Origin of the sequence: Nostoc sp. TCL26-01, assembly GCF_013393945.1 — a bacterium.
Classification (GTDB): domain Bacteria; phylum Cyanobacteriota; class Cyanobacteriia; order Cyanobacteriales; family Nostocaceae; genus Trichormus.
The window spans coordinates 4,456,150-4,482,397 of the sequence record NZ_CP040297.1 but is presented as its reverse complement, the minus strand read 5'-3'; the positions used below and the strand labels follow the sequence as shown (position 1 = coordinate 4,482,397).

At 41.4% G+C, this 26,248-nt stretch carries 21 protein-coding genes; 12 read left to right on the top strand and 9 right to left on the bottom strand.

The annotated features are described in order from the left end of the window. The first annotated feature begins 178 nt into the window (after window positions 1-178). On the top strand, window positions 179-1,099 hold the full coding sequence (locus tag FD725_RS19405) for a TIGR01777 family oxidoreductase (RefSeq protein ID WP_179049657.1): 921 nt from the start codon (window positions 179-181) through the stop codon (window positions 1,097-1,099). A gap of 66 nt (window positions 1,100-1,165) precedes the next feature. Here FD725_RS19405 and FD725_RS19400 read toward each other — a convergent pair whose 3' ends face one another. From FD725_RS19400 to FD725_RS19390, 3 genes are all read right to left on the bottom strand, one after another. Next, complete coding sequence (locus tag FD725_RS19400) at window positions 1,166-1,411, bottom strand: hypothetical protein (protein ID WP_179049656.1); 246 nt, start codon at window positions 1,409-1,411, stop codon at window positions 1,166-1,168. 151 nt (window positions 1,412-1,562) lie between these two features. Beyond that, window positions 1,563-2,003 carry a M48 family metallopeptidase gene (locus tag FD725_RS19395; RefSeq protein WP_179049655.1) on the bottom strand — a complete coding sequence of 147 codons (441 nt, stop codon included), beginning with the start codon at window positions 2,001-2,003 and terminating at the stop codon, window positions 1,563-1,565. Window positions 2,004-2,115: 112 nt separating this feature from the next. After that, window positions 2,116-2,472: an iron-sulfur cluster assembly accessory protein gene (locus tag FD725_RS19390; protein ID WP_179049654.1), complete on the bottom strand. Its 357-nt coding sequence runs from the start codon at window positions 2,470-2,472 to the stop codon at window positions 2,116-2,118. A 465-nt stretch (window positions 2,473-2,937) separates the two neighbouring features. On the opposite strand from FD725_RS19390, the gene FD725_RS19385 reads away from it, so the two are divergent. The 4 genes from FD725_RS19385 (at window position 2,938) to FD725_RS19370 (ending at window position 9,064) form a co-directional block, all read left to right on the top strand. After that, window positions 2,938-4,578, top strand: a complete 1,641-nt coding sequence (locus tag FD725_RS19385; protein WP_179049653.1) for a hypothetical protein — start codon at window positions 2,938-2,940, stop codon at window positions 4,576-4,578. 2,128 nt (window positions 4,579-6,706) lie between these two features. Continuing rightward, complete coding sequence (locus FD725_RS19380; RefSeq protein WP_179049652.1) at window positions 6,707-6,883, top strand: ribbon-helix-helix protein, CopG family; 177 nt, start codon at window positions 6,707-6,709, stop codon at window positions 6,881-6,883. Between the two features lie 254 nt (window positions 6,884-7,137). Beyond that, window positions 7,138-8,577: a 9,9'-di-cis-zeta-carotene desaturase gene (gene zds / locus FD725_RS19375; RefSeq protein WP_179049651.1), complete on the top strand. Its 1,440-nt coding sequence runs from the start codon at window positions 7,138-7,140 to the stop codon at window positions 8,575-8,577. A gap of 43 nt (window positions 8,578-8,620) precedes the next feature. Further along, complete coding sequence (locus FD725_RS19370; protein ID WP_179049650.1) at window positions 8,621-9,064, top strand: SRPBCC family protein; 444 nt, start codon at window positions 8,621-8,623, stop codon at window positions 9,062-9,064. A 272-nt stretch (window positions 9,065-9,336) separates the two neighbouring features. Here FD725_RS19370 and cysE read toward each other — a convergent pair whose 3' ends face one another. Beyond that, window positions 9,337-10,065 (bottom strand): serine O-acetyltransferase, encoded by a 729-nt coding sequence (gene cysE, locus FD725_RS19365; protein WP_179049649.1) that lies wholly within the window; start codon window positions 10,063-10,065, stop codon window positions 9,337-9,339. Between the two features lie 230 nt (window positions 10,066-10,295). Here cysE and FD725_RS19360 point away from each other — a divergent pair, with 230 nt between their 5' ends. The 3 genes from FD725_RS19360 to FD725_RS19350 all read left to right on the top strand — a co-directional run bounded on the left by FD725_RS19360 (window position 10,296) and on the right by FD725_RS19350 (window position 12,408). Then, window positions 10,296-10,751, top strand: coding sequence for an Rrf2 family transcriptional regulator (locus FD725_RS19360; protein WP_179049648.1), 456 nt, complete (start codon window positions 10,296-10,298; stop codon window positions 10,749-10,751). Between the two features lie 424 nt (window positions 10,752-11,175). Further along, complete coding sequence (locus tag FD725_RS19355) at window positions 11,176-11,334, top strand: DUF2256 domain-containing protein (protein WP_179049647.1); 159 nt, start codon at window positions 11,176-11,178, stop codon at window positions 11,332-11,334. A 105-nt stretch (window positions 11,335-11,439) separates the two neighbouring features. Beyond that, window positions 11,440-12,408: an isoaspartyl peptidase/L-asparaginase gene (locus FD725_RS19350; protein ID WP_179049646.1), complete on the top strand. Its 969-nt coding sequence runs from the start codon at window positions 11,440-11,442 to the stop codon at window positions 12,406-12,408. Window positions 12,409-12,410: 2 nt separating this feature from the next. Here FD725_RS19350 and glmU read toward each other — a convergent pair whose 3' ends face one another. From glmU to FD725_RS19335, 3 genes are all read right to left on the bottom strand, one after another. Then, window positions 12,411-13,760: a bifunctional UDP-N-acetylglucosamine diphosphorylase/glucosamine-1-phosphate N-acetyltransferase GlmU gene (glmU, locus tag FD725_RS19345; protein WP_179049645.1), complete on the bottom strand. Its 1,350-nt coding sequence runs from the start codon at window positions 13,758-13,760 to the stop codon at window positions 12,411-12,413. A 190-nt stretch (window positions 13,761-13,950) separates the two neighbouring features. Continuing rightward, on the bottom strand, window positions 13,951-15,180 hold the full coding sequence (locus FD725_RS19340; RefSeq protein WP_179049644.1) for a two-component system response regulator: 1,230 nt from the start codon (window positions 15,178-15,180) through the stop codon (window positions 13,951-13,953). A 571-nt stretch (window positions 15,181-15,751) separates the two neighbouring features. Beyond that, a complete protein-coding gene (locus FD725_RS19335; RefSeq protein WP_179049643.1) occupies window positions 15,752-16,639 on the bottom strand; it encodes a tRNA (5-methylaminomethyl-2-thiouridine)(34)-methyltransferase MnmD in 888 nt (295 codons plus the stop codon). A gap of 100 nt (window positions 16,640-16,739) precedes the next feature. Here FD725_RS19335 and FD725_RS19330 point away from each other — a divergent pair, with 100 nt between their 5' ends. Then, window positions 16,740-17,558 (top strand): sulfurtransferase, encoded by an 819-nt coding sequence (locus tag FD725_RS19330; RefSeq protein ID WP_179049642.1) that lies wholly within the window; start codon window positions 16,740-16,742, stop codon window positions 17,556-17,558. 217 nt (window positions 17,559-17,775) lie between these two features. Here the strand turns inward: FD725_RS19330 and FD725_RS19325 are convergent, their stop codons facing one another. Then, entirely contained in the window at window positions 17,776-19,044 is a 1,269-nt protein-coding gene (locus FD725_RS19325; protein ID WP_179049641.1) for an EndoU domain-containing protein, read from the bottom strand. Between the two features lie 325 nt (window positions 19,045-19,369). After that, the gene (locus FD725_RS19320) at window positions 19,370-19,861 is read right to left on the bottom strand and encodes a hypothetical protein (RefSeq protein WP_179049640.1); all 492 of its coding nucleotides are present in this window, start codon (window positions 19,859-19,861) and stop codon (window positions 19,370-19,372) included. A 391-nt stretch (window positions 19,862-20,252) separates the two neighbouring features. Between FD725_RS19320 and FD725_RS19315 the strand changes: the two genes are divergently transcribed. The 3 genes from FD725_RS19315 to FD725_RS19305 all read left to right on the top strand — a co-directional run bounded on the left by FD725_RS19315 (window position 20,253) and on the right by FD725_RS19305 (window position 26,234). Beyond that, window positions 20,253-21,026 (top strand): lipase family protein, encoded by a 774-nt coding sequence (locus FD725_RS19315; RefSeq protein WP_179049639.1) that lies wholly within the window; start codon window positions 20,253-20,255, stop codon window positions 21,024-21,026. Window positions 21,027-21,085: 59 nt separating this feature from the next. After that, the gene (locus tag FD725_RS19310) at window positions 21,086-22,210 is read left to right on the top strand and encodes an RNA-guided endonuclease TnpB family protein (RefSeq protein WP_179049638.1); all 1,125 of its coding nucleotides are present in this window, start codon (window positions 21,086-21,088) and stop codon (window positions 22,208-22,210) included. A 136-nt stretch (window positions 22,211-22,346) separates the two neighbouring features. Continuing rightward, the gene (locus FD725_RS19305) at window positions 22,347-26,234 is read left to right on the top strand and encodes a DUF2157 domain-containing protein (RefSeq protein WP_179051597.1); all 3,888 of its coding nucleotides are present in this window, start codon (window positions 22,347-22,349) and stop codon (window positions 26,232-26,234) included. Window positions 26,235-26,248 lie beyond the last annotated feature (14 nt).

Below are 26,248 nucleotides of genomic sequence, written 5' to 3'. Positions count from 1 at the left end.
TCGTTAACCCGCCCCTACAGCCTCTGGACTTCGGTTTGATAAATTTCGTGAGAAATCCGGCGATCGCCTACATACCTACAGTGGGCAAGTTGTCAGATCAGTTAATGCCCCATGCCCTATGCCCTAAAATTTGCTAAAAAACTTTAAAATAAGGGTTTGGCTGAGGTGCAGAAGCATTATGAAAGTAGCAATTACAGGCGCAACAGGATTTGTCGGGACTCGGTTGGTACAAAGACTCCATCAAGAAGGTCATCAAATACTGGTGTTAACTCGTAACACCACCTCTGGACGCAGAATTTTTCCTTCAGAAGCGTTTCCCAGTGTGGAAATTGTCGCTTACGCACCGACTAATTCTGGTGCTTGGCAAGATGCGATCGCTGGTTGTGATGGTGTAGTAAATTTAGCTGGAGAACCCATTGCAGAAACCCGATGGACACCAGAACACAAACGCGAAATTCTCAATAGTCGTCAAATCGGTACACAAAAAATCGTGGAAGCGATCGCTAAAGCCAATCCTCGACCCAGTGTATTAGTTAATGCTTCTGCTATTGGTTATTACGGCACAAGTGAAACAACCACTTTTGATGAAAGTAGCCCCACTGGTAGAGATTTCCTCGCTCAAGTTTGCCAAGCCTGGGAAGCTGAAGCTCAAAAAGTGAAAGATGCTGGTGTGCGTTTAGTCATCCTACGCTTCGGTATTGTGCTGGGATTAGGTGGCGCTTTGGGGAAAATGATTACCCCTTTCAAACTTTTTGCTGGGGGGCCGATTGGTAGCGGTCGTCAATGGTTTTCTTGGATTCACATAGACGACTTGGTAAACTTGATTGTCCAAGCTTTAACTCAGCCCCAACTAGAAGGTGTATACAACGCTACAGCCCCAAATCCTGTACGGATGAACGACTTAAGTCAAACTTTGGGACAAGTGATGAATCGTCCCTCATGGCTACCAGTTCCAGCCTTTGCCCTAGAAGCCCTGTTGGGAGATGGAGCGATCGTTGTTTTGGAAGGTCAACAAGTACTACCCAAAAGAGCTTTAGACGCTGGGATTAAGTATAAATATGCTAGTTTGCAACCAGCACTGCAAGATATTGTTAGGTAGAGTCCATAGTCCATAGTCCATAGTCAAAAGTGGAGGAGTTTTTGACCATTGACTGTTGACCATTGACTATTGACTAGATAAAAACTTACGAGACACCCAACTGATCAAACCACTAAGTAGCGCCCCACCCATAAGAATACCGATCGCCGGATTAAACACAGGTTGCCAAAGTTGATGCCACAAGTCCAGCCCTAGATTGATTCCAGCCGCATCACCCATCACAGCGATCGCAAACCAACCAAAACCCAAGAAAACCAAAAATACATCCGCTACCAAAATCAAATTCAGCCAGTTTAGTAATTTATCTTTCATAAAGTAAATGAGAGTGATGGGTAATGGGTAATGGGTAATGGGTAATGGGTAAGAGTTTGACCAATGACCAATGACCAATGACTATCCCCTATCCCCTGTCACCTGTCACCTGTCACCTGTCACCTATCCCCTATCCCCTATCCCCTATCCCCTATTCATTAAATAGCCAGTTCTTAACTTTCGCCAAACTTTGCCAGTCAGGTTTGCGATTTAGACCATCTTCAATACTATTTTGAATTTCTTCTCGCCATTCTGGATTGACTAACATTAACTGTTGAGTAAAATCAATATGCTGGCGTAAACCTTTTTGACCGGTTTCTAGCATGGCGACGGCGAGATTAACCCTAGCTTGTGGGTCTTGGGGGTTGATTTTTACGGCTTTTTGTGCTGCTTTGAAAGCTAAATTTGGTTTATCATCGAGTAGATATAACCAAGCTAGACAAATCCAGGCAGAACTGGCTTTAGGAGCGCGATCGCACACTTCTTTAAACACAGGGATTAAATCGGTTGCCGCTTCTCCCGCTTTATAGCGTGCTAAACCCTCCTCAAACAGGGAGTCAACAGTATTGGTAGTTTTAGTAGTATCTGTCATTAGTTGTTATTAGTCATGAGTCAATGGTCAATGGTCAATAGTCAATGGTTAATGGTCAATAGTCAATAGTCATAGGCTATTTAACTATGGACTGTGGACTGTTGACCTTTGACTAAACCCCAAATGACTTACCGCAACCGCAGGTTTGGCTAGCATTGGGATTAGTAAATTGGAAACCACCACCAATCATGGCATCACTGTAGTCGAGCATTAAGCCATAGAGATATAAAAGACTTTTGCGATCGCTGACAATTTTAAAGCCATCGTAGTCAAATACTTCATCCTGGGGAGTGATCTTGCTTTCTTGTTCAAAGTCCATCATGTAAGACATTCCTGAACAGCCACCTTGCCGCACTCCTACTCGCAAGCATAAGTCTTGTCCTTGCTTTTCTTGGAGAGATTTTACTTGCCGCAAAGCGGCTTCACTCAACAGTATCCCGCGTTGTTGAGACTGAGTTGCTTGTGTCATCCGCTTTTTTACTCCTTAATTTAGTTTAAAATACCCGATCTAGGCTTGTTACTGCCCTTGGGTGGCGCTATATTTTTGTATTTATTCTAGCGACAATGGTGTCGCTAATTGGCAAATTGTAAACACTCTGTCAAAAGCGGCGCAAGATTTTTATTCTAGAATTGAGAGACTCGGTATATTTAGAGATTTAACGCTGTGTGCAATTTTCTCTCACACCTCACCCCCAAACCCTTTCTTACCAAGGAAGGAGAACAAAAATCAACACCTCTGTTCACAACGAAGAGAAGTTTAGAAAGGGGTGGCGAAAATAAATTGTACTTGGCGTGATTTAGTATTTTGAGAGTTTCAGTTTTGTGGCAAGCTGAGTCACAATTCCCCTTCAAGTAGAGCCAGGAAAATTATTCCGTGGCTCATCATCCCCAACAGTTGATTTTGACGTTGCTTTGTTTTTGATTAACCCACTCTATGACAAGTTTTAATCGCTCTACCAGTCGTCGGTTGAAGAAATTAACCCAAATTCCTTCTGTATGGGAGGGCGATCGCCGTCCGTTGTCACCATCACATAGCCACTATACTGGTGCAGAATCTAAGGGTGATTGTATCTTGTGGGTCGATGGCTCACAAGGCATTGTTCGGGGAATGGATGTAGTATCACAAGAAACTGGTCCTGAAGCAATAGTTCGCACTCTCATGCGGGCAATGGAACATCCCCACAGTCCAGCCAAACCAGCCAGACCCCAAAAAATTGTAGTATGCGATCGGGAGATCCAATTTTATCTTCGTGGTGTCCTGCAAGATTTGGATATAGCTATTGACTACGCACCAGAGTTGCCGTTAATTGATGAACTATTTCGGGGATTTGCCGAAATTATCGATGCTCAAATCCCTGATTTACCACCACAATACGCCCAAGCGTTACCAGAAAAAGCTTTTGCTGTTTGGCAAGCAGCCCCTTGGGAATTTTTGGAAGAACAGCAAATCATCTCCATCGAGATTAATCAGTGGGATGTAGGTACACTCTACGCCTCTGTTATGGGAATGCTGGGGATGGAGTATGGTATCTTGTTTTATCGCTCAGAAGACTCTCTCAAGCGATTTCGCGCAGCAGTTTTAAGTGACGAAGAATCCCCAGGTGGTTTAGAAGAAGCTTTTCTCAAACAAGATTGTCTATTTCTGACTTTTGAGCATGAAGATGATTTTGATGATGAAGGTGAATTTGCGGATTTAGGAGATTTAGTTTCATCAGAAATCACCCCAACCTACGGTAATATCCACCCATTAGAAGGACTGCGCTCAGTTTTGTATGACGAAGAGGCTAGTGTTGTTTTCTTAGCTGTGGAGAGTCTTTGCCGCTTTATTCGTGATCATCGTCGTCAGTTAGCTGGGGCAGAATTTCCTAGTCTTAGTCATCGCTACCGCATTGCTTTGCCTGCTGCTGATGAAGATACAAAACCAGTGACGGTAACTGTTTCGACAATGCCAGAACTCGCAGCTGAATTAGAAGACATGGCTAGCTCAGATATAGAAGAAGACGAAATTGATCAGTTAGCCTTACCAGAGTTTCGGCCTTTACGAGATGATTTAATTCCCGAAGATTCCTTCTTAAGCTTGGGAGTTGTGTCTTGGGAAATGCTGGGGTATCTACGTCAAGGGGTGAAATCTCATCAAGTTGGTGAATTTAAACACGTGGGTGATGGTTTACCTGTGATTTTAATTCAAACCTCCCGCCCCAAAGCCAAAACTGTCATCGAAAATATTGAAGCCGCCGGCGGGTTGAAAGCGATTTGTTTTAATCCTGGTACTGATCCTGTTGATGGCGATCGCTACGATTTAGGTTTACTGCAAACTCAAAATGGGGAATTATTTCTGTTTGGCGAATTTTTAGATGAAGACCCCATTCATGTGGAAGCTCGCAAAAAGTGGAATCAACGTTGTAAAAATACTCAAGGCTATTGCGGTTTAATTATCGCTAAAGGCTTGACCGGGGCTTCTCGTGGTAATCCCCAATTGCGAGATATGATGGCTTTATTTGAAGCGCGATCGCTCTCACCCAAAGATTTAGGACTGGGTACTCTCCAACTCATACCCCAATTTCAACTCGAATAAGTTGAGCATTGTCCCCAGGCTAGATATCCTATCATATTAATTTTCTTATCTATATTGTCTATTTTGCAAGACAAAATTTTCAGAAATATCCATAAGCACTAGGCAAATAAGTTCTCTAGACCCTGTCCTCAATTGCCAATCTTCGCCTTTTTGTGTAAGCAGTTCATGACAAATACTAATTACGTTGCACTATAAAAATGCACTATAATCTTTAACCCAATCATATAAAAACGACAAGACATTAGACAAATAAACCAAAACTTAACTGGACCTCAGCATGACTTTGCTGAAGCCCCACTCCCAATTGAGTACTGATCCCAAATTTCGTGAGAAATTTCTAAAATCGGAGTCTAGAGGTTGTAGGGGCAGGTTCACGAAATATTCGTGAATAATTGAAGCAGATTTGTGAACCCACCCTACCGTTTTGTGAGAAATGCAGGTATTAAGTCATTACTCAGTCAATACCATAACAATATTATTTTATTAAATTTTCACAAATCAATTATAAAAATTTAGTTTTTAGTCATTATTTGGGTAAATTAAAATCGCCATAACAGTATGAAATTTTGTAAATAAGAGCGATAAAGATTGGTTGTTTTCAAATGATATCAACAAGTCTCAGGAATCGACTTTATATCCTTGCTAATTGACATTCTCTAGATTTTGTCAATCGTATTAATCAAAATTTTAGTCAAAATATTTTGAGCTTTATAGTTTGCTCATAAAGAATAAAAAAGCTAAAACATACTTTTGATAAAGATTAATTAAAGTACAAAAATCATGGCTATAATGTCTATACAACAAACAATAAAATACTGGAACTTATAAGTTTCTACTCATTTTTTTGTTAAGTCTGAAAATAAAGAAGTTCATCAATTTTTCGTAAATGGAGACAGTTTTGTTTCTAATTTATGTGCTAATTTCCAAATGAAATCTATTAACTTTAATCTATGTTTGAAAATACATAACGTAAGATAAATTCCTGAACTAAAATTTTCCAGCGTACAATTCTTGTAACTGACTAATACTGACTAATAGAGATTTTTTAAAGCTGTACTGTTGTCAATCATAAATTCCATCAATCAATAGTCAGTAGTTTATGAAAAATGCGAAAGACATTAGGAGCAACTATAGGAACAAAATCAAGCTACTTACATCATTCTTATTGAGGCAGTAAGATTTGCAGTTAATCTTCCCAGATTTAATTGCCAAGCTTGCAAGGATATGACTAAGTTAATTTTCTCGGACTTAAGCTATCTCACGGATTTTCTAGCCTTTTTGTCAACAGTCAACAGTCCAAAAACCTGAATTTTGACTATTGACCAAATCAGTTACTAGTTAACATTTATCAGTTACCAGTTAATCAACGTTCACTGTTCACTGTTCACTCTTATACAAAGCCCCTCAATTTATTGATGGGGATTAACTAGTCACTGTTCACGGTTTACCATGCTACTCTCATCAGGCTGTGTCTTGTGGGTGAGTAAATCCTATTTTTGTCTAGTTAACTTGAGTGTCAGACTTTTAAAGGAGAATCATCTCCTCGGAATAGTGACATTTGAAAGGCCTAGATGAGAATCTGGTTTTTGATCTGAAAAATAGAGTTCGCAGTCTAAAAGTGAGTAAACCGGGAAAAAAAGGCAATTATGGTGCTAAATTCACTGCATCATTGATGGGCAATCTATCCCACTTTCATCGTCCCAATTATTTACTGATCATCTTTCTTGGGTCATGTTGACTTGCAAGTGATTGCTCACGAAAAAGACTCTATTCAGGGTTATGGATGACATTAGACAGTGTAGAAAGCTAGATACTTTTAATAAAACCGAATTTTCAGGAGATTGATGACATGAACAATAACTAAGTTAATTTCATCTATACAATTTAATGGTCAGACTTTAGTGTCCTCTGACTCAGGTTAGTTGCCCAAGTAATGAGTGTACACTAAATATTCCTACCACAGTTGTAATTGATTTCTTATATTTTCTGGAAAACGACGAATAATTTGACAAAGCGAACATTTTTAGTATTAAAGGTATCGCTTGTTTCGGATCACAAATTCTGATAATCTTATCGTCTTCATCTTTGATTAAGTTGTTTTTGATGATGTCAATACACAGCAAATAGCATGATAATGACTAATAAAAAATGGGCCGTTAAACGTATAACTGTCAATTTAGCAGCACAGGAAGCAGAAAAACTGGAAAAATATTGTCAACAGACAGGTAGACCAGCAACTGATGTAATTAGAGAACTAATTAGAAGCTTACCTGTCCCAGATGATAATAAGGAAGTAAGTAGATAGGAGGTGTGGGCAAATTTATTTGCCATAATGTTTTTTTCTTTCGCATTTTAAGGATGAAACTTTGTCTACTGGAATCAGATCATCGATGTTAACTGCATCTAGTCACCAGAATGCAAAGGATTAATCAAAACGTATTAATCATCAGGGATCTAACTTTGCTATCCCTCAAACTGCTGTTTGACTTCATATTAAGTAGCAAATTCCGACACCAACCCAGTTACAATTTGTAAAGAAACTGAATAAGGAAGGACGGAATGCGTGTTGCAATTGTAGGTGCGGGATTGGCTGGGCTAGCAACCGCTATAGATTTAGCTGATGCTGGCTGTGAAGTCCATATTTTTGAGTCCCGTCCATTTGTGGGTGGTAAAGTCGGCAGTTGGATTGATGGTGATGGCAACCATGTCGAAATGGGTTTACACGTATTTTTTGGGTGCTACTACCAGCTATTTGAGTTAATGAAAAAGGTGGGGGCGTTTTCACATTTACGCCTCAAAGAACATACCCACACCTTTGTGAACAAAGGGGGACGTACTGGTGCTTTAGATTTTCGCTTCTTCACAGGTGCGCCTTTCAATGGGTTGAAAGCATTTTTCACTACGTCTCAACTTTCATTGCCAGATAAAGTGCAAAATGCGATCGCTCTCGGTACAAGTCCCATAGTCCGTGGTTTGGTGGACTTTGAAGGAGCGATGAGAACCATCCGTGATTTAGACAAAATTAGCTTTGCTGATTGGTTCCGTCGCCACGGTGGGAGTAATGGCAGCATCAAGCGGATGTGGAACCCCATTGCCTATGCCTTGGGATTTATTGATTGCGAAAATATTTCCGCCCGTTGTATGCTTACCATCTTCCAATTCTTCGCTGTCAGAAGTGAAGCCTCTGTGTTGCGGATGTTGGAAGGTTCTCCTGACGAATACATACACAAACCTATCCTCAAGTATTTAGAAGCAAGAGGCACAAAAGTTTATACCCGTCGGCAAGTACGAGAAATTCAGTTTACCCAAGAAGACGAAGAAACTCGCGTCACTGGGATAGTAGTTGCTCAAGGGGAAGATACACAAGTAATTACGGCTGATGCTTACGTCTGTGCTTGCGATGTCCCTGGGATTCAGCGAGTTTTACCCCAGGAGTGGCGCAAGTGGTCAGAATTTGACAATATTTATAAACTAGATGCCGTACCAGTAGCCACCGTACAGTTGAGATTTGACGGCTGGGTGACAGAACTGCAAGATGAAAATAAGCGTAAACAACTACAACAAGCAGCTGGGTTAGATAATTTGCTCTATACTGCTGATGCTGACTTTTCTTGCTTTGCGGATTTAGCTTTGACTAGCCCTAGTGATTACTATCGTCAAGGACAAGGATCTTTATTGCAGCTGGTGCTGACACCGGGAGATCCATTTATTAAAGAAAGTAACGAAGCGATCGCTCAACACGTCCTCAAGCAAGTTCATGAATTGTTCCCCTCATCACGGGAACTGAATATGACTTGGTACAGTGTGGTAAAACTCGCTCAATCCCTATACCGAGAAGCACCAGGTATGGATGCTTATCGTCCTAGTCAAAAGACTCCTGTGGCTAATTTCTTCCTAGCTGGTAGTTATACTCAGCAAGACTACATCGACAGTATGGAAGGAGCAACAATTTCGGGAAGACAAGCAGCCAAAGTCATCCTCGAAAATATTAAAAAATAGAGTCAGAACTGGTAATCTAATCAAATCTCAAATCTAAAACAGAATGTCTAACTGGCTAGAGCATAGCGTACAGGTAGAAGTCGAAGCCCCCATAGATTTAGTATGGGGCTTGTGGTCTGATTTGGAGCAAATGCCCAAGTGGATGAAGTGGATTGATTCAGTCAAAATTCCCCCAGAAAATCCAGACATATCTCTTTGGAAGCTCAATACTGGGGGTTTAGAATTTACCTGGAAATCCCGGATTCTGAAAATTATTCCTAATCAAATCATTCAATGGGAATCGATTGATGGCTTGCCTAACCAAGGCGCTATCCGCTTTTACGATCGCCACGGTAATAGTATCGTCAAGATGACCATTTCCTATGCTATTCCCGGTATTCTGGGGAAAATCATGGATAACTTATTTCTGGGACGAGCCGTGGAATCAACAATCCAAGCTGATTTGGAGCGATTTAGACAATATGCTGTGAGTATGAAAGCAAATTAAACAACGCGATGTGCGAATTATTCTGAAAACCCCTCTCCAAACCTCTCCCCGAAACGGAGAGAGGCTTTGAATCTTGCTCCCCTTCCCTTGTAGGGAAGGGGTTGGGGATTAGGTTTGAGAGAAAGTGGCACACCGCGTTAAACAAGTCGGCGCTACAGTTTTGTCACGGGGTTTGCAACCCCGCCACAAAACTTGCGGCTCTTTTGAAGCCAAAAACTTAAACCCGCCGAGTTTGTTAAATCCCCACACCCCCAAATCCCCACACCCCTAAACTAAATCCCCGCACCATCTAAAAATTCTTCAATCATCAAGTCAGAATTACTCTCAGTTTCTGGATAAATTTCTGCGTCACTCACTAAGACTGGTAATACATCTGTGGGTTTTTCCAGCTGATCTATTTGTTTTTCTAGAGCTTTTACTCTCTCAAAAAGAGCGCGGATTACCTCTGCTTCCACATCACGCACTTTTCCATGCGCTAGTGCATTGTTATTTGAGTTGTTGTCACGAATTACTCGTCCGGGAATCCCCACGACAGTTGTGTTGCTGGGAACATCTCGCAGTATTACCGAACCAGCACCAATGCGGACGCGATCGCCAATGACAATATTGCCCAAAACTTTTGCACCTGCACCTACCACTACATGAGCGCCCAAAGTCGGATGGCGTTTACCTGTTTCTTTACCAGTACCCCCCAAGGTAACACCCTGATAAATTAAAGCATAATCACCCACAATCGCGGTTTCACCAATCACTACTCCCATACCGTGATCGATAAATACACCTTCACCAATACTCGCTCCTGGATGGATTTCAATACCAGTCAAAAACCGACTAATATGGGAAATCAACCGTGGTACGAAGGGAACACCCATTTGATAGAGCCAATGTGCTAGACGGTGTAATAGTAGCGCTTGTAGCCCAGGATAACAGAACAAAACTTCCAGCAAGTTACGAGCAGCTGGGTCACGCTCATAAATGGTTCGCAAATCGGTTAGTAGCATACTCAATTTGACATCGTAGTTGCTAGGCGAGGCAGGAAAAAAAATAACTCTCCGCAAAAAATAGAGTAATTGTGAAGAATTTGGTAAGATAAAGTACGGTAACTCGATAGACTTTTGTTCTTTTTGGCTAGATAAGAGGGATATTATCACATCCCAAGACTGAGAAAGAATTAATTTCGCATAAAAATGCGATAAATCTATCAACTAACCGTATTACAAAGAGTAAAAACTTGAATAGCCAAAACTACACTCTCCTGGATCTTTCCTCCAAAGTGGAGTACGCGCTGCTGGCACTCTTGGAACTAGCAAGCCACCATAGCAAAAAAGTTCCTCTCACCATGAGTGAAATTACTGCCAAGCAACCCATACCAGAGCGCTATTTAGAACAAATTTTGACCAACCTGCGGCGTGCTGGTGTGGTACAAAGTCAACGTGGCTCTAAGGGAGGTTTTGTTTTGCTTCGTGAACCTTGGCAGATTACCTTACTAGAGATTGTCACTTTAGTAGAAGGTGAGAAAAAAGAAAAAGATGTTTCTCAGCCTCTCACGCTAGAAAAAACTCTAGTGTATGAAGTTTGGGAGCAAGCCAACACCGCTTCTATAGAGGTTCTCAAGAACTACACACTCCAGGATTTATGTCAAGAACGCGAAACCCGCGCTCAACAAAGTCCCATGTATTATATCTAGTCATCAAGGAGCATCTCTAAAGATAAAGAGCAGGGGAAGCAGGGGAAGCAGGGGGGAAAATCCCATGATCAGATTTGCTTTCACCCATTGAATATTTTATTTTCTGGAAGTCTCTTAGCACAGTAGTAGCACTTACTAGCGGCTACTATCTTATTCTAACGCGAGTTTGCTCAACCTCTCTTCAACAATACTTCGATATTTTAGTAGAGACGTAGCAATGCTACGTCTCTACATTTAAAATCTCTCTATAGAGAGATGCGAAAGCTGTATTAATTATTATGTAAGCGATTCTGACTCCTGAATTCTGACTCCTAACTCCTGACTCCTGAATTCTTCTTCAATGTATCCTCCATTTGTAGCAATTCAGATATAATCATCTTCTATATTTCTGGGAAATTTAGCCTTAGTCTGCACTCTGATTGATATGGGAAGTACCCCTTCTAAATCTGACTTGCCTACAAAAATTTGTCCGGTATGTCAACGTCCCTTCACTTGGCGGAAGAAATGGAAAGATTGCTGGGATGAGGTGAAATATTGCTCAGAACGTTGTCGCCGTCGCCGTTCTGAGGCTAAAACGAATTAAGTGCTGAGTAACGAGTCATGAGTTCTAAGTAAAAATAATAACTTGGAACTAATACCAACAGAAATTTTTAAATCGCAACTAAGACGCAAATAGCGCAAAGTATAGATGAAGTTACAGGTGCAACCAAAACTAATTATTCATGGAGGAGCTGGTAGTTCTCTCCAAGGTAAAGGAGGATTAGAGGCAGTACGCCAAGCGCTCCATACAGTAGTAGAGGAAGTCTACGCCCTATTATTGTCGGGAGTCAATGCTTCTGTAGCTGTGGTGCGGGGTTGTCAACTATTAGAAGATGAACCCCGGTTTAATGCTGGTACTGGTTCGGTGCTGCAATCTGATGGGCAAATCCGTATGAGTGCTTCTATCATGGATGGTGCGTTAGGGCGCTTTAGTGGTGTGATTAATATTTCACGGGTCAAAAATCCGATTGAGTTAGCGCAATTTTTACAAAATTCCCCCGACAGGGTGCTGTCAGATTATGGTGCGGCTGAATTAGCTAGGGAAATGCAAATCCCTAGTTACAATGCGCTGACTGATTTGCGGTTACACGAATGGATACAAGAGCGTCAGGATAACTTTAAAAGAACGATGGCTGGGGTGGTAGCAGAACCAGAATTGTTGGAAACTAGTAGTGCTGGACGCGGCACGATTGGTGTGGTAGCTTTGGATGCTTATGGAAAATTGGCTGCTGGTACTTCTACGGGTGGCAAAGGCTTTGAGCGTATTGGAAGAGTCAGTGATTCAGCCATGCCAGCAGGTAATTATGCTACCAACTATGCTGCCGTTAGCTGCACAGGGATCGGTGAAGATATTATTGATGAGTGTCTAGCCGCCAAGGTTGTAGTCAGAGTTACCGATGGAATGTCCTTGCAAGCGGCAATGCAGCGCTCTTTTGCTGAAGCAGATGACAACAAAAGAGATTTCGGAGCGATCGCCATAGATGCCAATGGAGCGATCGCTTGGGGCAAAACCTGCCAAGTGATCCTCGCCGCCTTCCATGACGGCGAAAAAATCGGTGATACCTTGGAACTTCCTGAAGGTACGGAAGTGGGTTATGTGAGGATGAGTGATGAGTGATTCTACTCTCTATTCTTCCTCCACCCTGATTTGATCACTTGACGTTCACGGGCAATCACCAAACAATCATTAGGAACATCATCTGTAATGGTTGAACCTGCGGCGACATAGACATCATCACCCAGAGTAACTGGGGCGACTAGGACTGTATTCGCACCTGTACTAGTCCGATCGCCTATTTTTGTGGGGTGTTTTTTCACGCCGTCGTAGTTGGCGGTGATTGTCCCTGCACCGATATTCACTTGAGTACCGACAGTTGCATCACCTAAGTAGGATAAATGCGCTGCATTAGTGCGATCGCCTAACTGAGTATTTTTTAGCTCGACAAAATTACCGATACGACAATTAGCACCAACTTGAGCATGACCACGTAGGTGAGCATAGGGGCCAATTCTAGTTCCTGTTTGAATAGTGCTATCTGAAACTACAGAATATAAAGCTGTGACATTTGCACCCAAATGACTATTTTCAATTAAACTTCCTGGGCCGATGCGACTCCCTGAATGAATGAATGTATTACCCCGGAGGTGAGTTTGAGGTTCAATAATCACATCTGGCTGTAATTCTACGGTGTCATCAATAGTAATACTCTGGGGATCTATGAGAGTGACACCAGCCATCATCCATTTTTCTTTGACTCGTGCTTGCAAAATTTCATAGGCTGTAGCTAGTTGTAGGCGATCGTTGATACCCAAGATTTCTTGCTCATCTTCTACATCTACTGCCATCACTCGACCGACTTGAGTCACGGCATCCGTGAGATAATATTCCTTCTGAGCATTATTTGCTTGTAAATGGGGTAGTACTTGGGCTAAATTTTCCCAACGGAAACAATAAATCCCAGCATTAATGCGGTGGTTTTGCTTTTGTGCTGGAGAACAGTCTTTGTCTTCGATAATTTGCTGGACAATATTGTCGCCATTACAAAACACCCGTCCATAACCTTTGGGGTTGGGTAGGTGAGATGTCAGGATGGTGGCAGCGTTTTGATATGTTTGATGTGTTTGTAATAGCTTTTCTAACGTTTGTGTGCGTAATAGTGGGACATCTCCATTGAGTACTAGCAAATCCCCCCCATAGCCCTCAAGATGAGGTAGCAATTGTTGGATGGCGTGACCTGTTCCTAATTGCACAGTCTGTTCCACAAACTCTAAACTAGAAGACTGGAGAGCTGTTTTCACTTCTTCAGCTTGATACCCAACAATCACTATCCGCCGTGAAGGTGAAAGCGGTTCTACACTGGCAATAACTCTCTCAACTATTGATCGCCCCCCCAAAGAGTGTAAAACTTTGGGTAGGTCTGATTTCATTCTTGTGCCGCGTCCTGCTGCGAGTATTGCTACGACTACCATAATTAGCTATCAGCTTTCAGTGAGTAGCGCTTTTTGCGCTTGGTACTTTAAGATTTAGGCTCAAATCATACCAGCTAATGAATGAAGAGTCATTAGTCATTGGTCAATAGTCAATAGTCAATGGTCAATAGTCAATAGTCAATAGTCAATAGTCATTAGCAATTCTTACTCACTCCCTCACTCAGCACTCTCACCGTTGGTGTCGGGAGAGAATAAACTCGGCGAATTGTTGCATGAGTTGAGGGTTACGCCAGCCTGACTCGGTTTCGTCTAGCATGATACATAATGCTTCTTCTATGGTAAATGCTCTTTTGTAGGGGCGATCGCTCGTCAGGGCATCATAGATATCGATTATCTGGAATACTTGTGCCAAGTAGGGAATTTCGCCTCCCTTGAGTTGATCAGGGTAGCCCGAACCATCCCAGCGTTCATGGTGATGGCGAATAATGGGAATTACACTTTGCATACTCCGTAGTGGTTTACAGATTTTTTCTCCAATTAAAACGTGTTGCTTCATGATTTCCCAATCTTCGGGAGTGAGTTTGCCCTTTTTTAGCAAGACTGCATCGGGAATACCCACTTTACCAATGTCATGAAGGTAACTACCCCACCGCAAATCCCGAATTTGTTGTCGTGAAAGGTTGAGGTATTCGCCAAAAGCTTGTCCCAAACTCACTAGCCTTTCGCAGTGATCACCTGTATTGGGGTCTCGACTTTCAATTGTACTCGCTATCGAAAATAGTACTTGTGCAGCATGGTCTAAGTCTTCATTTAAAAGTTTTTGCTGCACCAAAGATTTGACGCGGGCCACTAATTCTACTCGATCAAAGGGTTTGGTTAAAAAATCATCAGCTCCTACTTCGATACCACGAATGCGCGATCGCCGATCATTTAAAGCTGTGATAAAAATTACAGGAATGAGTCTGGTATGTTCATCTTTTTTGAGTAACTCACATACTTCAAACCCATCCATTTCGGGCATCATTACGTCTAGTAAAATTAGATCAGGTTGTTGTTGTTGAACTAATTTCACAGCTGAAGAACCACTATCTGCTTCGATAACTGTATACCCTTCCATTGCTAACAGAGCAACAGCTGTCATCCGACTAGCAGTATGGTCATCAACTATTAAAACTTTTGGCGCTTCTAAATCAAAGCCATTCACTTGAGAAAATTTAGCTTGTAAGGTTCTAGAGATTGGTGAGTTACAACAAGAATTGATCTCTGTATTTAGCCAAGCAGTAGTCTCTTTATTTTCTGTCAACAGAAAATCTTCTTTAGATAAGCCTTGGGTATAATCTTGCAGATTTTGCCTGCCCAAGACATGATTAGATCCAATATTATGGAGTTTTCTTGGGGGGTTTGACCCACTAGTACTTTGTTCAGTAGAACCTGGATGGTCGCCACTTCTTTGAATCACACAAGCACCCCAATCTTTTAAAAAACTTAATAGTGTCCTATTGTAAAACTAACTGAGCAATTGACTTTATGTTTAACTGACATCCTCGCAATTCTTCTACACGTTCTGAGACTGCCTATTGAAAGCATACACAGTATTGTGTGTATATGAAACGTGAGAATGCTTTTACAGTTGTTTTTCGATCAACTTCTCTGCTTCCTACTCCAGTATCATAAATTAGTAAAGATGTTAAATCAGGTTTTTTACTGATATTTCTTAACATAATCTTGATGAAGAAAAATAGACTTGCTAAGTCTATATACAAGTCATGAGGCTAAAGTTGCCAATTTCTAGCTAGCGCTGGTAAAACAAATATGTTTATCCGCAAAGCTAAGACGATCCTTGCTAACAAAAGGAGTATGAGGATTTTTTGTATCTCAAATTACATAAAACTTATAATCTTAATATATACATACTTTAAATTATTAATATATGTATCTCAAATTATTACGTTAATCGTTGCAAATTTTACAATTATTTTGTAATTGCGCATCGAAGACAATGATCTTGGTAATCATGACAGTATAATCGACTAAGGGTAATTACTGAGTAACCACCGTTTTCGCCAACGAGATGTTGGTTCTAGTAAACTCACCTGTTGCTCTTGTTGTCGGCGCTGCACTATCACATCAGTACAATCATTCAGTTGAGGATCACGATAAGGAATGGCTGCACGAGTCAGTAAATGTTCTTGTTCTGCTGGGGAGAGAACGAACAGTGCTGAGGTAGAATTGGTAGAATGAGCTGCTACTGTGCCAGGCGATCGCCTACCTACAGGTGGTGTAGAGCCGATTTGTAGCCCGGCTGTTATCAGTGCTGTACGTACAGATGCAGCACAAGAATAGGTAGCCAGTAACCCATCCTCGTGTAAACACACAGCTACTTCTCGAATAAACTCAACAGTCCACAATTGCGGACACTGGGGTGGTGAGAAAGGGTCTAAAAAGATGGCATCTGCTTGAAAACCTGATTGATTTAATTTTCTAATAGATTTTCTCGCATCACCAATCAATAATTCTCCCTGGAAATAATCTGTTTGTACTTGTTGCTCAAAAGCTAACTGAGTCAAAATTGATGTGTACTCATAATTCCAGTTGTTAAATAACTGGTGAGTAATTGCTGCCTGTGGTACAGATGGATTGAGTTCTAAGCCAATTAACTTGACAAAGCAATTAGGATTCACTCCCCAAATTGTTTCTAAAGCTGCTGCGGTGTTGTATCCTAGACCATAACAAATATCGAGTAAGTGTAAAACTGGTTTTTTCGCAGCTACAGCCAACTGAGTTGGACTAGCAAACTTAAAAAAACTTTCCTGCTTGGCCCCAAAATGACTGTGAAACGCCTCGTTAAATTCTTCCGAGAAAAAAGTAAAAGAACCATCTGCTGTGGCTTGCGGTACAAAGGTTTCAGATTTTGACATAAAGTAGTGAGTGCTGTTAGCGGTAGCGGGGCGTTTAGCCCGTGCTGAGTAGTGAGTGCTGACTAATGACTATTGACTATTGACCATTGACTCTTGACTAATGACTAACACCAAATTCCTTGTTTCCCCAAATTGGCTTTTAGAACATCTGCAAAATCCACAAGTTGTTATTGTAGATTGTCGCTTTTCTTTGGCTGAACCACAGTTAGGAAAACAGCAATATCAAACTAGTCATATAGAAGGTGCTTACTATCTAGATTTAAATTTGGATCTTTCTAGTCCTGTTAGTAAGCATGGTGGGAGACATCCTTTACCTAATGCTGATGACTTAGCTAAGAAGTTAGCAGCAATTGGGGTGGAGTTTCAAAAAACTTTGGTTGTGGCTTATGATGATTCTCGCTTTGCTTTTGCATCTCGTCTTTGGTGGCTATTACGCTATTTTGGACACGAACAAGTAGCATTGCTAGATGGAGGTTTTAGCCAATGGCAACAAACAGGATATCCGACAACCAATATTATTCCTCAACCCAAAATAGCTAATTTCATACCACAAATTCAACAAAATTTGTTAGTAGATGTTGAAGCTGTAAGAAATCGTAAAGATTTACCGACAGTAGTTTTGGTAGATTCAAGAGAGAGCGATCGCTACCGAGGTGAACGAGAACCGATTGATAAAATTGCCGGTCATATTCCTGGTGCAGTCAACTATCCTTGGTTAGAGGTGACAGACACGGCTGGTTACTCAATTCCTTTAACGGAACATCGTCAACGATGGGAAACACTAGAAACGGCTGAAGAGATTTTAGTTTATTGCGGTTCTGGTGTGACGGCTTGTGTGAATTTACTGTCTTTAGAGTTAGCCAATATTCATACGGGCAAACTGTATGCTGGTAGTTGGAGTGATTGGATTAGTTATTAGTCATTGGTCATTGGTCATTAGTAAATATTAAGTCCATGTAGGTTGGGTTGAGGCTTTGGGAAACCCAACATCAGATCCATACTAGGTTTTTGATATCTATGTTGGGTTGCGCTGCGCTTAACCCAACCTACACCTAATGCACTATTTTAGCCTTGCCACGCCACTACAATTTAAGGTTTGCTAGATATTGTTTCCTTTTCTTTTTTCTCAGCAAGCCCTAATTACAGTCGGGGTTACTCCCTGGGGTAGCATCGGGGTAGAAAGTGCGGATACCGCCTTCTCTCCTCACAAATACAGCTTTATAGGTGTTACCCTGATCTGTCACATTTAAATGACAAACTTGATTAGTAGTACTGGTGTTGGGATTGTTTTTATAGCCGAGAGAGGCGATAGAAAGAATTTCCTCAGCATTTAGGGTATATGGATAACCTTTGATGGTAGATTGAGCAGTGCCAGTACCAACTTTCATCACCACACCCATTGTGTAAACTACACCAGGAACAACTTCTTCTCTGAATGTGTTGTTATCTAGTCGCCCAGCTAAACCCTTATTTTGTAATTCTACATAGCGACCGACAAAATGTAACCCACCAATGGAACCACCTTGGACTGGTTCGCCGCAGAAGACATGATCAAATCCTGCCACATTAAACCAAACATCGGTTAAGTCTGCAAGAAAATCTGCATCTGAGGTACGTCCGATTTTTAGATATCCACCTACATAGGCTTTGATGTTTGCCAAAACGGTAGGATTGTTATTGAGTAGAGTTTGGAAGCCAGTGCGGCTGACTACTGTACCAGGAGTTCCACAAAGATTGACTACTGCTGTGTCAAACGCATTTAAGGTGGGGGCGGGAGGTGTGACATCAGCTGGGCTACCGTAGGCTAGTCCAGATACGGGATTATTGATATTGTCAAAGAAAGGTACGGAACCGGCTGGTAAGGAGGGAGAACCAGAAGAACCATAATCAGTGATGACTATATCATCAATGTTGGTTCGGTTTGCGCTGCCATCAGTTTTGCGGACTTCACAGCGAACGGTTCCAGAAATGTTGGGGGTAAAGCTGGCTGTTTGCAGTGATGTGGAATTGGTGGTGATGGTGGAACCGACTTGTGTCCACGATGTACCACTGGTAGTGGAACACCACAAACCCCAATTGGTACTACTATCAGAACCAAAAATGGCGTGTTTAATGGTAATTGTACCTGCACCTGTTGTGCGGTCGAATTTCATGGTTAATCTACCACTGTTGCGAATTCTGGCAGATTGAGTGCCACTTTTGCGATCGCTGCTAAGATTGCCAATTAGGGCTTCGTTAAAATTCCACACACCTGAACTTAAGGTAACATCAGCCGCAGCATAGCTGCCTTTTTGTCCAGTCTCAAATCCTTCGGAAATTGTCAAGCTATTGGCACTAGTAATGAAGCAGGAAAATATAATGATAGTTCCTGCTGATGTCTTCCAAGGCAAGCTTAATTTTGACATGATTAATTTGATATTTGTAATTAAGAATTTTTGGTGTAGATACTTGGTTATTCAAATACAATGAATTTCATATCTACATGAAAGTTTTTGAGATTGTTTTAACAATGTAGCGATATCAATTTCTCATGATTTGGTTAATCTGTGATTAAATACTTATTAAAATATCTAAAATTTTATTGATAAGGCTTAAAAGCCTGAGATCCCCGATTTCTTTAATAAATCGGGGATCTGAATTTATGGAAATTACAGGTTTTTGGATTTTAGACTATTGACTGTTAACAAAAAGTATGGAAACTTTTAATATTGCGATAATGTTTAAGCTAGATTAATCTTCATCTTTGACGCACAGTAGCCCAATCTGTCGATGGTTCAACATCACAACACCCGTATCAAATGTCGCTTCTGTTAGGGAATCCCAGGAACTAATTCCAGAGTAGTTATTTACAAATGTGGCATTAGTAAAAAACTGACAATCATCCTGAAACAAGTTAGATATTTTCTGAAAGATTGCTTCTGCTTCTGACAAACTCATGATTTCTACAGCGTAGGCTAGGTCTTTTGTCAGCACAAATTCGCTGATTTTTTGAGCTGCTTCTTGATTAATGGATTGCCAGCGATCGCCCAGAGGAGAATATCCCAATTGACTAACAAATGAATCGATAATTTTCTGGACATCTTGGGGGTTATTAGTATCACCATCCCAAGTGAAATTTTGGATAGCTATGAATGCTTCACCAAGATTACGCTTGGATAATAATTCCTCTCTCAGTTGGGAAATTTCTTGATGATTTATTGGGGTGGAAAAGTTGATGAGCATTGTATTAATTATCCAGTTTGATTATTGTTGACGTAGCTTACTGATCTGTGTGTTTAAATAATGGGTAATAGATGCTTTTACATGAAGGCTATTCTATTTGGAGTGATTTTTCATCTGCCAATTTCAAGATTGACGAAATGTAGAAAATGTATAGTAGGGAGTACTCATCCTATCTTGATTTTGTTGGTATGCTTTCCAGTCATACATCAGATGTCCATAAAATTTTGATATGTAAATTTTTCTTCTTATAAATAAAATAAATGATGTAACTTTTGGCTAAGTACACATTTTTTATTAAACACGATAAACAAGTAAGTGATACAATCCAAATACTTTAAAATTTCCTAGAATATTCTGTTGACAATCAAGTCTTCTAAGTGAGAGGAAGATTATGACAATTGATTATGCCAAAGCTTTGAAATATGCCATTTTGTGTAAGGATGTCTATAAAAGTTTTACATCTCAACCAATATTTACAGGCATAGTTGGAGAGATAGTCTTACTTAATCAAGCAAGTAGCGATACTCAAGGGGCTATTTTACCAAATGGGTCAGATTTAACTATTGTGTTTCGGGGTACTGAATCATCTTTAGATTGGGAAATTGACTTAGATACGCGACAGGAGAGAGCAGAATTTGATCAAAAAATAGTCAAAGAAAAGATTGTTGAGGAAGAAGAACAGGAACAAATATATCCCTACAAAGATCAGAGTGCTTCTGGTGCTTTGATGCACAGAGGGTTTGTGAATGCTTATTTTTCTGTGAGAGATACGATTTGTCAATATATTGGTAATAATGAAGTTAAAAGTGTAGTTGTGACTGGACATAGTTTAGGTGGGGCATTAGCAACCCTGTGTGCTGTGGACATTCAATATAATTTTCATGATAAATTAACTGCTATCGAAGCATATACTTTTGGTGCGCCGAAAGTTGGTAACAATGGCTTTAGAGAATCTTATAACCGCAGAGTTCCTAATAGCTATCGGATAATTCATGGGATGGATATTGTGGCAGCTTTACCACGATGGTGGCAGGGTGACTATCATCATGTAGATCAGGAATTACGCATTGGGCAAAGATTTAGTCTCAATTTTATTTCTGCACGATTTAAAGATCATGCTATGGACAGGTATATTGAGGTGTTAACAAAGCTGGCAAAAGGTTAAATAAGGAAAGGGGAATAGTTAATAGGTAATAGGAATACTTATAGTAGTATCATATCCGCATGAAAACCCTGAAGTTCAAACTGTATCACCACAAGAGAAATAGATTCCTCAAGCGCATGATCAATGCGAGTGGGGTAATCTACAATCATTGCATTGCTCTACACAAGCGGTACTACCGAATGTGGGGTAAATGCTTAAGCTGTGTAAAACTTCAGGCTCATATTGCTAAACTGCGGAAGCAAAACCCTTTTTGGCAGCAAGTAGGCTCACAAGCGGTACAAGACATCTGTCAACGCATTGAGAAAGCCTACCAATTATTTTTTAAACATAACAAAAAAGGAGTTAGACCACCAGGATTCAAGAAAGTCAAAAAATACAAATCATTCACCCTAAAACAAGCAGGATATAAGTTTTTGGGTGGCAATAGAGTAAAAATTGGTGGTCGAGTTTATCAATTTTGGAAGTCTAAAGAGATAGAGGGAACAGTCAAAACTTTAACCATTAAACGTACACCACTAGATGAGTTGTTCATGGTTGTAGTTGTTGATGAAGGTAGTAAATCAGAAGTCGAAGTTAAGACGAGTAAAATTGCTGGCTTTGATTTTGGATTGAAAGCATTCCTCACTTGTTCAGACGGCAGTAAAATTGAGTCGCCCCAATTTTTTAAGCAATCACTAAACACCATTAAGAAAGCCAGTAGGCAGCATTCCCAAAAACTTAAAGGATCATCTAATCGGGAACGAGCTAGAAAGAATCTAGTCCGCAAATATGAAGATATTTCTAATCGTCGCCGTGATTGGTTTTGGAAACTAGCTCATGAGTTAACTAACAGGTTTGATATTCTCTGCTTTGAAACTTTGAACCTTAAGGGAATGCAGCGAATTTGGGGTAGGAAAATATCAGATTTAGCTTTTGGTGAGTTTCTGGAAATTCTAGAGTGGGTTGCTAAAAAGAAAAATAAATTGGTTGTCTTCATCGACCGGTGGTATCCCAGCACGAAGACTTGTTACCACTGCGGTCATGTTCTGGAAAGTCTTGATATGTCTATAAGAGAGTGGCGTTGTCCCTCATGTCAGTCAATTAATGGGAGAGATGACAACGCAGCGCGTAATATTCAAGCAGTCGGGGCATCGACTGTTGGGTTAGGCGATTTAAGACGGGCAGTGCCTGCTATCGCTGTCTGACCCCAGAATCCCCGCAATTCTCTTGCGGGGAGTATGTCAAGAATTGATTAGTCAGCGCGACAAGTGGCACAGCGATCGCATAAATATATTAGTAGCCAATGATGATATTAAGTATATACTGATACGGCTGCGATTTATGTCATCGCCTCTTGATCCACCAATCAAAATTGAACTAAAGCTACCATCTTCCCATCCGCGACTACTGGAAGGGTTGGATATGTGGTTGCGCTTGGGTCTAATATCTGATACCCAAGTGAGAAAAATATGTCGAGAGTTTCTCAGTTGTGATGTGGAGTTGCAACCCCAGTTTGTTTCGGAACCACAAAGGATTGCAGAAAGGCCATTATTAGCTCAAATCCCAGAATCACCAAAACAAGCAAAACAACCAAAACAACCAGCACAACCCAGCATCCTCAGCAAAATGTTGCAGTCTTTAGGGGAAGAACTAAGTGTTCGCTGGTTGCTGTTTTTGGGTGTATTCCTGGTTGTTGTGTCGTCGGGAGTACTGGCGGCTAGTCAATGGGAAAAATTCCCGGCTTCTGGACAGTATGGAGTGTTATTGGCTTATACCTTGAGTTTTTGGGGGTTCAGTTTCTGGGCTGGGAGACAAGATAACCTGAGATTGACAGGGCAAACGTTGCTGATTGTCACCTTGTTGCTTGTACCAGTCAACTTTTGGGCAATGGACAGTTTTCGACTGTGGCACAATCCTCTAGACTGGTTGACAGTGGCGATCGCTGCACCAATTTTGACGGTAGTGACGGTTTTGCTCTGTAGCAATCGCACCCTAATTAATAATGTCTCTAGAAATAAATTACCTGTAATCAATATTCTGGGGTTAAGTTATTTGCATTGGGGTTGGAAATTACCCAACTTTCCCCTGATTACTATTTATGTGGCGATGATCAGCACAACTATCATCACCATCTATCACTATCGCCAGCAGCAACCCGCATCGGCGAATAAAACAGTTATCAATATATATGCTGCCGTTATTATTTACGGTTTATTACTCCTACTAACACGAGCAATTTTTGTTGCTGGTGTGGATGTGACGCAATTAGGGTTAGCTATTGGTATTTGTGGTTGGTTAACAACATGGTTAGGACAGCAAGAAAGACCAACAAATATCTCCCCTGAAACTTCCACATCTTCCCCCATCCCCAAATATCCCCAACTTTGGGAAAGACTCGGCGGGGTTTTACTCTTACTGGGTTGGTTAGTAGCCGTCACAGATCATCCAGCACAAGCGATCGCTATTAGCGCTTTAGCTTTGTGGGTGGAAAGAGTGCGTTTAGATAAATATAGTCTCCGGATTGATTTAGCTTTACTGTTTGTGATTGGTTTACAGTCAACTTGGCTGGGTTGGCGATTAGTCCCGCCGACATGGCAAAAGTTAGCGATCGCTTTTGGTACGCAACTCACTCAGTCACAAAATGAACCTTGGGCTTTGGTGAGTATTGCTTTATTTCCCTACGTCATCTTGATGGTAGTCGTCACTGAAAGCTTACGCCACGCCCAAAAATCACAATTAGCACAGTTTGGCGAACTTTTAACAATATTATTGGGAACCTGTTTAACGACAATTTCCACCGTCAATCCCACATTGCGATCGCTTAATTTGCTGTTATCGACAATCACCCTAGTCGTAGTCAGCAACCGCCGTGCTTCTGTACCTATTCCCTTGGTGTACCTGACTCACATCATGGGATTGTTGACACTTGGTTCTACGATTAACTGGCTATTACCCAATCTGAGTTCACATATCTGGGCTGGTATTCTCCTCGTGCTGATGTTGGCAGAGTGGGGATATAGTCTGGGGCAAGGATTATGGCAACGTAGCGGATGGTACATTGGTTTGGGACTAGCGATTGTCAGTTTCCTGTTGTTGTGGGTCAATACTCAGTTATATGTGCAGGGATTAGTCATCAATCAAGCTCCCTGGGGTGTGATGTGGTTAGTTACACCCATTGCTTTGACAGGGTTAGCCAGTCGCACCACTGCACAGCAACGAACTATCAACACTTGCTTAAGTGTATTAACTGTGGGGATGTCACAGTTATTAACTCTAGCTTCACCAGGAATCAGACTAGTTGGTTTAGCTGTGGGTACAGGTGTGATGTATGCTAACACTCGCTATTTACCCAACCAACAATTCGCAGGTATCACCGTTGGTTTTGGTTTAAGTTTGCTGACGGCGTTACTGTGGGAAGGGATACCGGGTTTACCACGTCTAGTTCTTGCTGGCTGGTATATTGTTGGGGCGATCGCCATTCTCGGTTTATGGTTAGGGCGGACTGTATTACAGCGACGGGATGATGAATTAGCTAATATCTATGCACGAGTGGCTGATAAATGGGCGATCGCTTTATGTGGCGTAGAATTACTGAATCTTACTCTCCATTCCTTGCTAGTTTATCAAGAGTGGGTAAATCCAGGATTTTTGTACTTAGTTGCCATAACTATAACTTTAGGAGCGATCGCTTATCGTAGTTGGCAACAACCAACAAATTGGGCATTTTATGGCATTGGTTGGAGTGTAGAGTTATTCATAGCCGAAGTGTTAGGCTTTGGCGATCGCTCAATTATCCGCGTAGCGATCGCAAATATCGCCTTGGGTTTAATCACTCAGCTTTTGGGAGAATGGTGGCGACGGCGCTATCAATTAACCAAGCTACCCCAGAGTTTTCATGTCTTGCCCATAGTATATGGCTTATTTAGCGTCTTACTACGATTAGACACCTTTAGCAATTGGTCTGGGTTGTGTACTTTGGGTGTAGCCTTAATTTTCATTGGTGTGGGGCGACGACGAGAAGACTTCAAACCCCTGCTTTACTTAGGCATTATTGGTGTATCCGTCTCCGCCTATGAAATCTTGTTCTACCAGATGTTACAAGCCTCTGGTGGTGGCTTGGGTGATGGTTTAATTGCTATGGCTGCCTTGGGGACAAGCATTATGTCTGCCTATCGTATCCTTGCACCTTGGCTGACAGACTACTTACGCCTCACCCCCAGAGAACTAAAACTAATTGCCCATCTCCACTGGGCTTGGAGTAGCGCTTTACTGATGACGGCGATTAACCAACCCATCGAAGTTAACCGCCTTGTAGGTTTGGGAACAGGAGCATTTTTAATTATCTACGCTTTCCTACAAGGGAGAAATTCTCCTACATCACCTGTTTCCCGTGTCTGGGGAGGCATCAGCACAGCAGATATCTGGGTTTACCTCGGCTTTTTAGAATTCATCGGCATGAGGATTTATTGGCGAGAAACTGCCGTGGGACAATGGTTAGCAGGCCCCTTAGTCCCGTGGAATGGAGCGATCGCTTGTGTATTTGCCTACTTCCTCTACATCTTACCTTGGGAAAGTTGGGGATGGTCAGCAAGACCGTGGCGACAAGCTGCCTATATTGCACCATTGGTAATATTAGCCGAAACCAGATTCCAAGTTCACCCCATCACCTTGCTGATAGCTGCTGGATTTTACATCTTTTTAGCTAAAGTCGGTGCAAACATTCGGTTTACTTATATTAGTGCTGTCTTGATAGATTGGGCGCTATTTTCCTGGTTTTATCGCTTCAATCTCACCGATTATTTGTGGTATGTCACAGTCGTTGGGTTATCAATTTTGTATATTGCTCAAATAGATCCTCAACTCAGACAACCAGAGTCAAAACTAGCTCGTCATAGCTTGAGAGTATTAGGGAGTGGTGTCATTTGTGGATGGGCAATATTGTTTCATCAACATATCCCCTGGCTACCAGGAGGGCTTGCCCTCATTGCCATTTTTGCCGGATTAGCTTTGCGAATCAGGGCTTTCCTCTATGTTGGTACAGCCGCTTTTCCTATTACCAGTGTCTACCAATTAGTGATTTTTAGCTTACGTTACCCATTTTTAAAATGGGTTGTGGGTTTACTAGTTGGTATTAGCTTGATTTCCATCGCTGCCAATTTTGAAACCCGACGCACCCAACTAAATTCCTTACTTCGCAACACCACTAATGAATTTGCCGAGTGGGAATAGGGACGTTGTCTATT

Coding starts and splice junctions, on each gene's coding strand:
- FD725_RS19405 (WP_179049657.1), top strand. CDS start 179: ATGAAAGTAGCAATTACAGGCGCAACAGGATTTGTCGGGACTCGGTTG.
- FD725_RS19400 (WP_179049656.1), bottom strand. CDS start 1,411: ATGAAAGATAAATTACTAAACTGGCTGAATTTGATTTTGGTAGCGGAT.
- FD725_RS19395 (WP_179049655.1), bottom strand. CDS start 2,003: ATGACAGATACTACTAAAACTACCAATACTGTTGACTCCCTGTTTGAG.
- FD725_RS19390 (WP_179049654.1), bottom strand. CDS start 2,472: ATGACACAAGCAACTCAGTCTCAACAACGCGGGATACTGTTGAGTGAA.
- FD725_RS19385 (WP_179049653.1), top strand. CDS start 2,938: ATGACAAGTTTTAATCGCTCTACCAGTCGTCGGTTGAAGAAATTAACC.
- FD725_RS19380 (WP_179049652.1), top strand. CDS start 6,707: ATGATAATGACTAATAAAAAATGGGCCGTTAAACGTATAACTGTCAAT.
- zds (WP_179049651.1), top strand. CDS start 7,138: ATGCGTGTTGCAATTGTAGGTGCGGGATTGGCTGGGCTAGCAACCGCT.
- FD725_RS19370 (WP_179049650.1), top strand. CDS start 8,621: ATGTCTAACTGGCTAGAGCATAGCGTACAGGTAGAAGTCGAAGCCCCC.
- cysE (WP_179049649.1), bottom strand. CDS start 10,065: ATGCTACTAACCGATTTGCGAACCATTTATGAGCGTGACCCAGCTGCT.
- FD725_RS19355 (WP_179049647.1), top strand. CDS start 11,176: ATGGGAAGTACCCCTTCTAAATCTGACTTGCCTACAAAAATTTGTCCG.
- FD725_RS19350 (WP_179049646.1), top strand. CDS start 11,440: ATGAAGTTACAGGTGCAACCAAAACTAATTATTCATGGAGGAGCTGGT.
- glmU (WP_179049645.1), bottom strand. CDS start 13,760: ATGGTAGTCGTAGCAATACTCGCAGCAGGACGCGGCACAAGAATGAAA.
- FD725_RS19335 (WP_179049643.1), bottom strand. CDS start 16,639: ATGTCAAAATCTGAAACCTTTGTACCGCAAGCCACAGCAGATGGTTCT.
- FD725_RS19330 (WP_179049642.1), top strand. CDS start 16,740: ATGACTAACACCAAATTCCTTGTTTCCCCAAATTGGCTTTTAGAACAT.
- FD725_RS19325 (WP_179049641.1), bottom strand. CDS start 19,044: ATGTCAAAATTAAGCTTGCCTTGGAAGACATCAGCAGGAACTATCATT.
- FD725_RS19320 (WP_179049640.1), bottom strand. CDS start 19,861: ATGCTCATCAACTTTTCCACCCCAATAAATCATCAAGAAATTTCCCAA.
- FD725_RS19315 (WP_179049639.1), top strand. CDS start 20,253: ATGACAATTGATTATGCCAAAGCTTTGAAATATGCCATTTTGTGTAAG.
- FD725_RS19310 (WP_179049638.1), top strand. CDS start 21,086: ATGAAAACCCTGAAGTTCAAACTGTATCACCACAAGAGAAATAGATTC.
- FD725_RS19305 (WP_179051597.1), top strand. CDS start 22,347: ATGTCATCGCCTCTTGATCCACCAATCAAAATTGAACTAAAGCTACCA.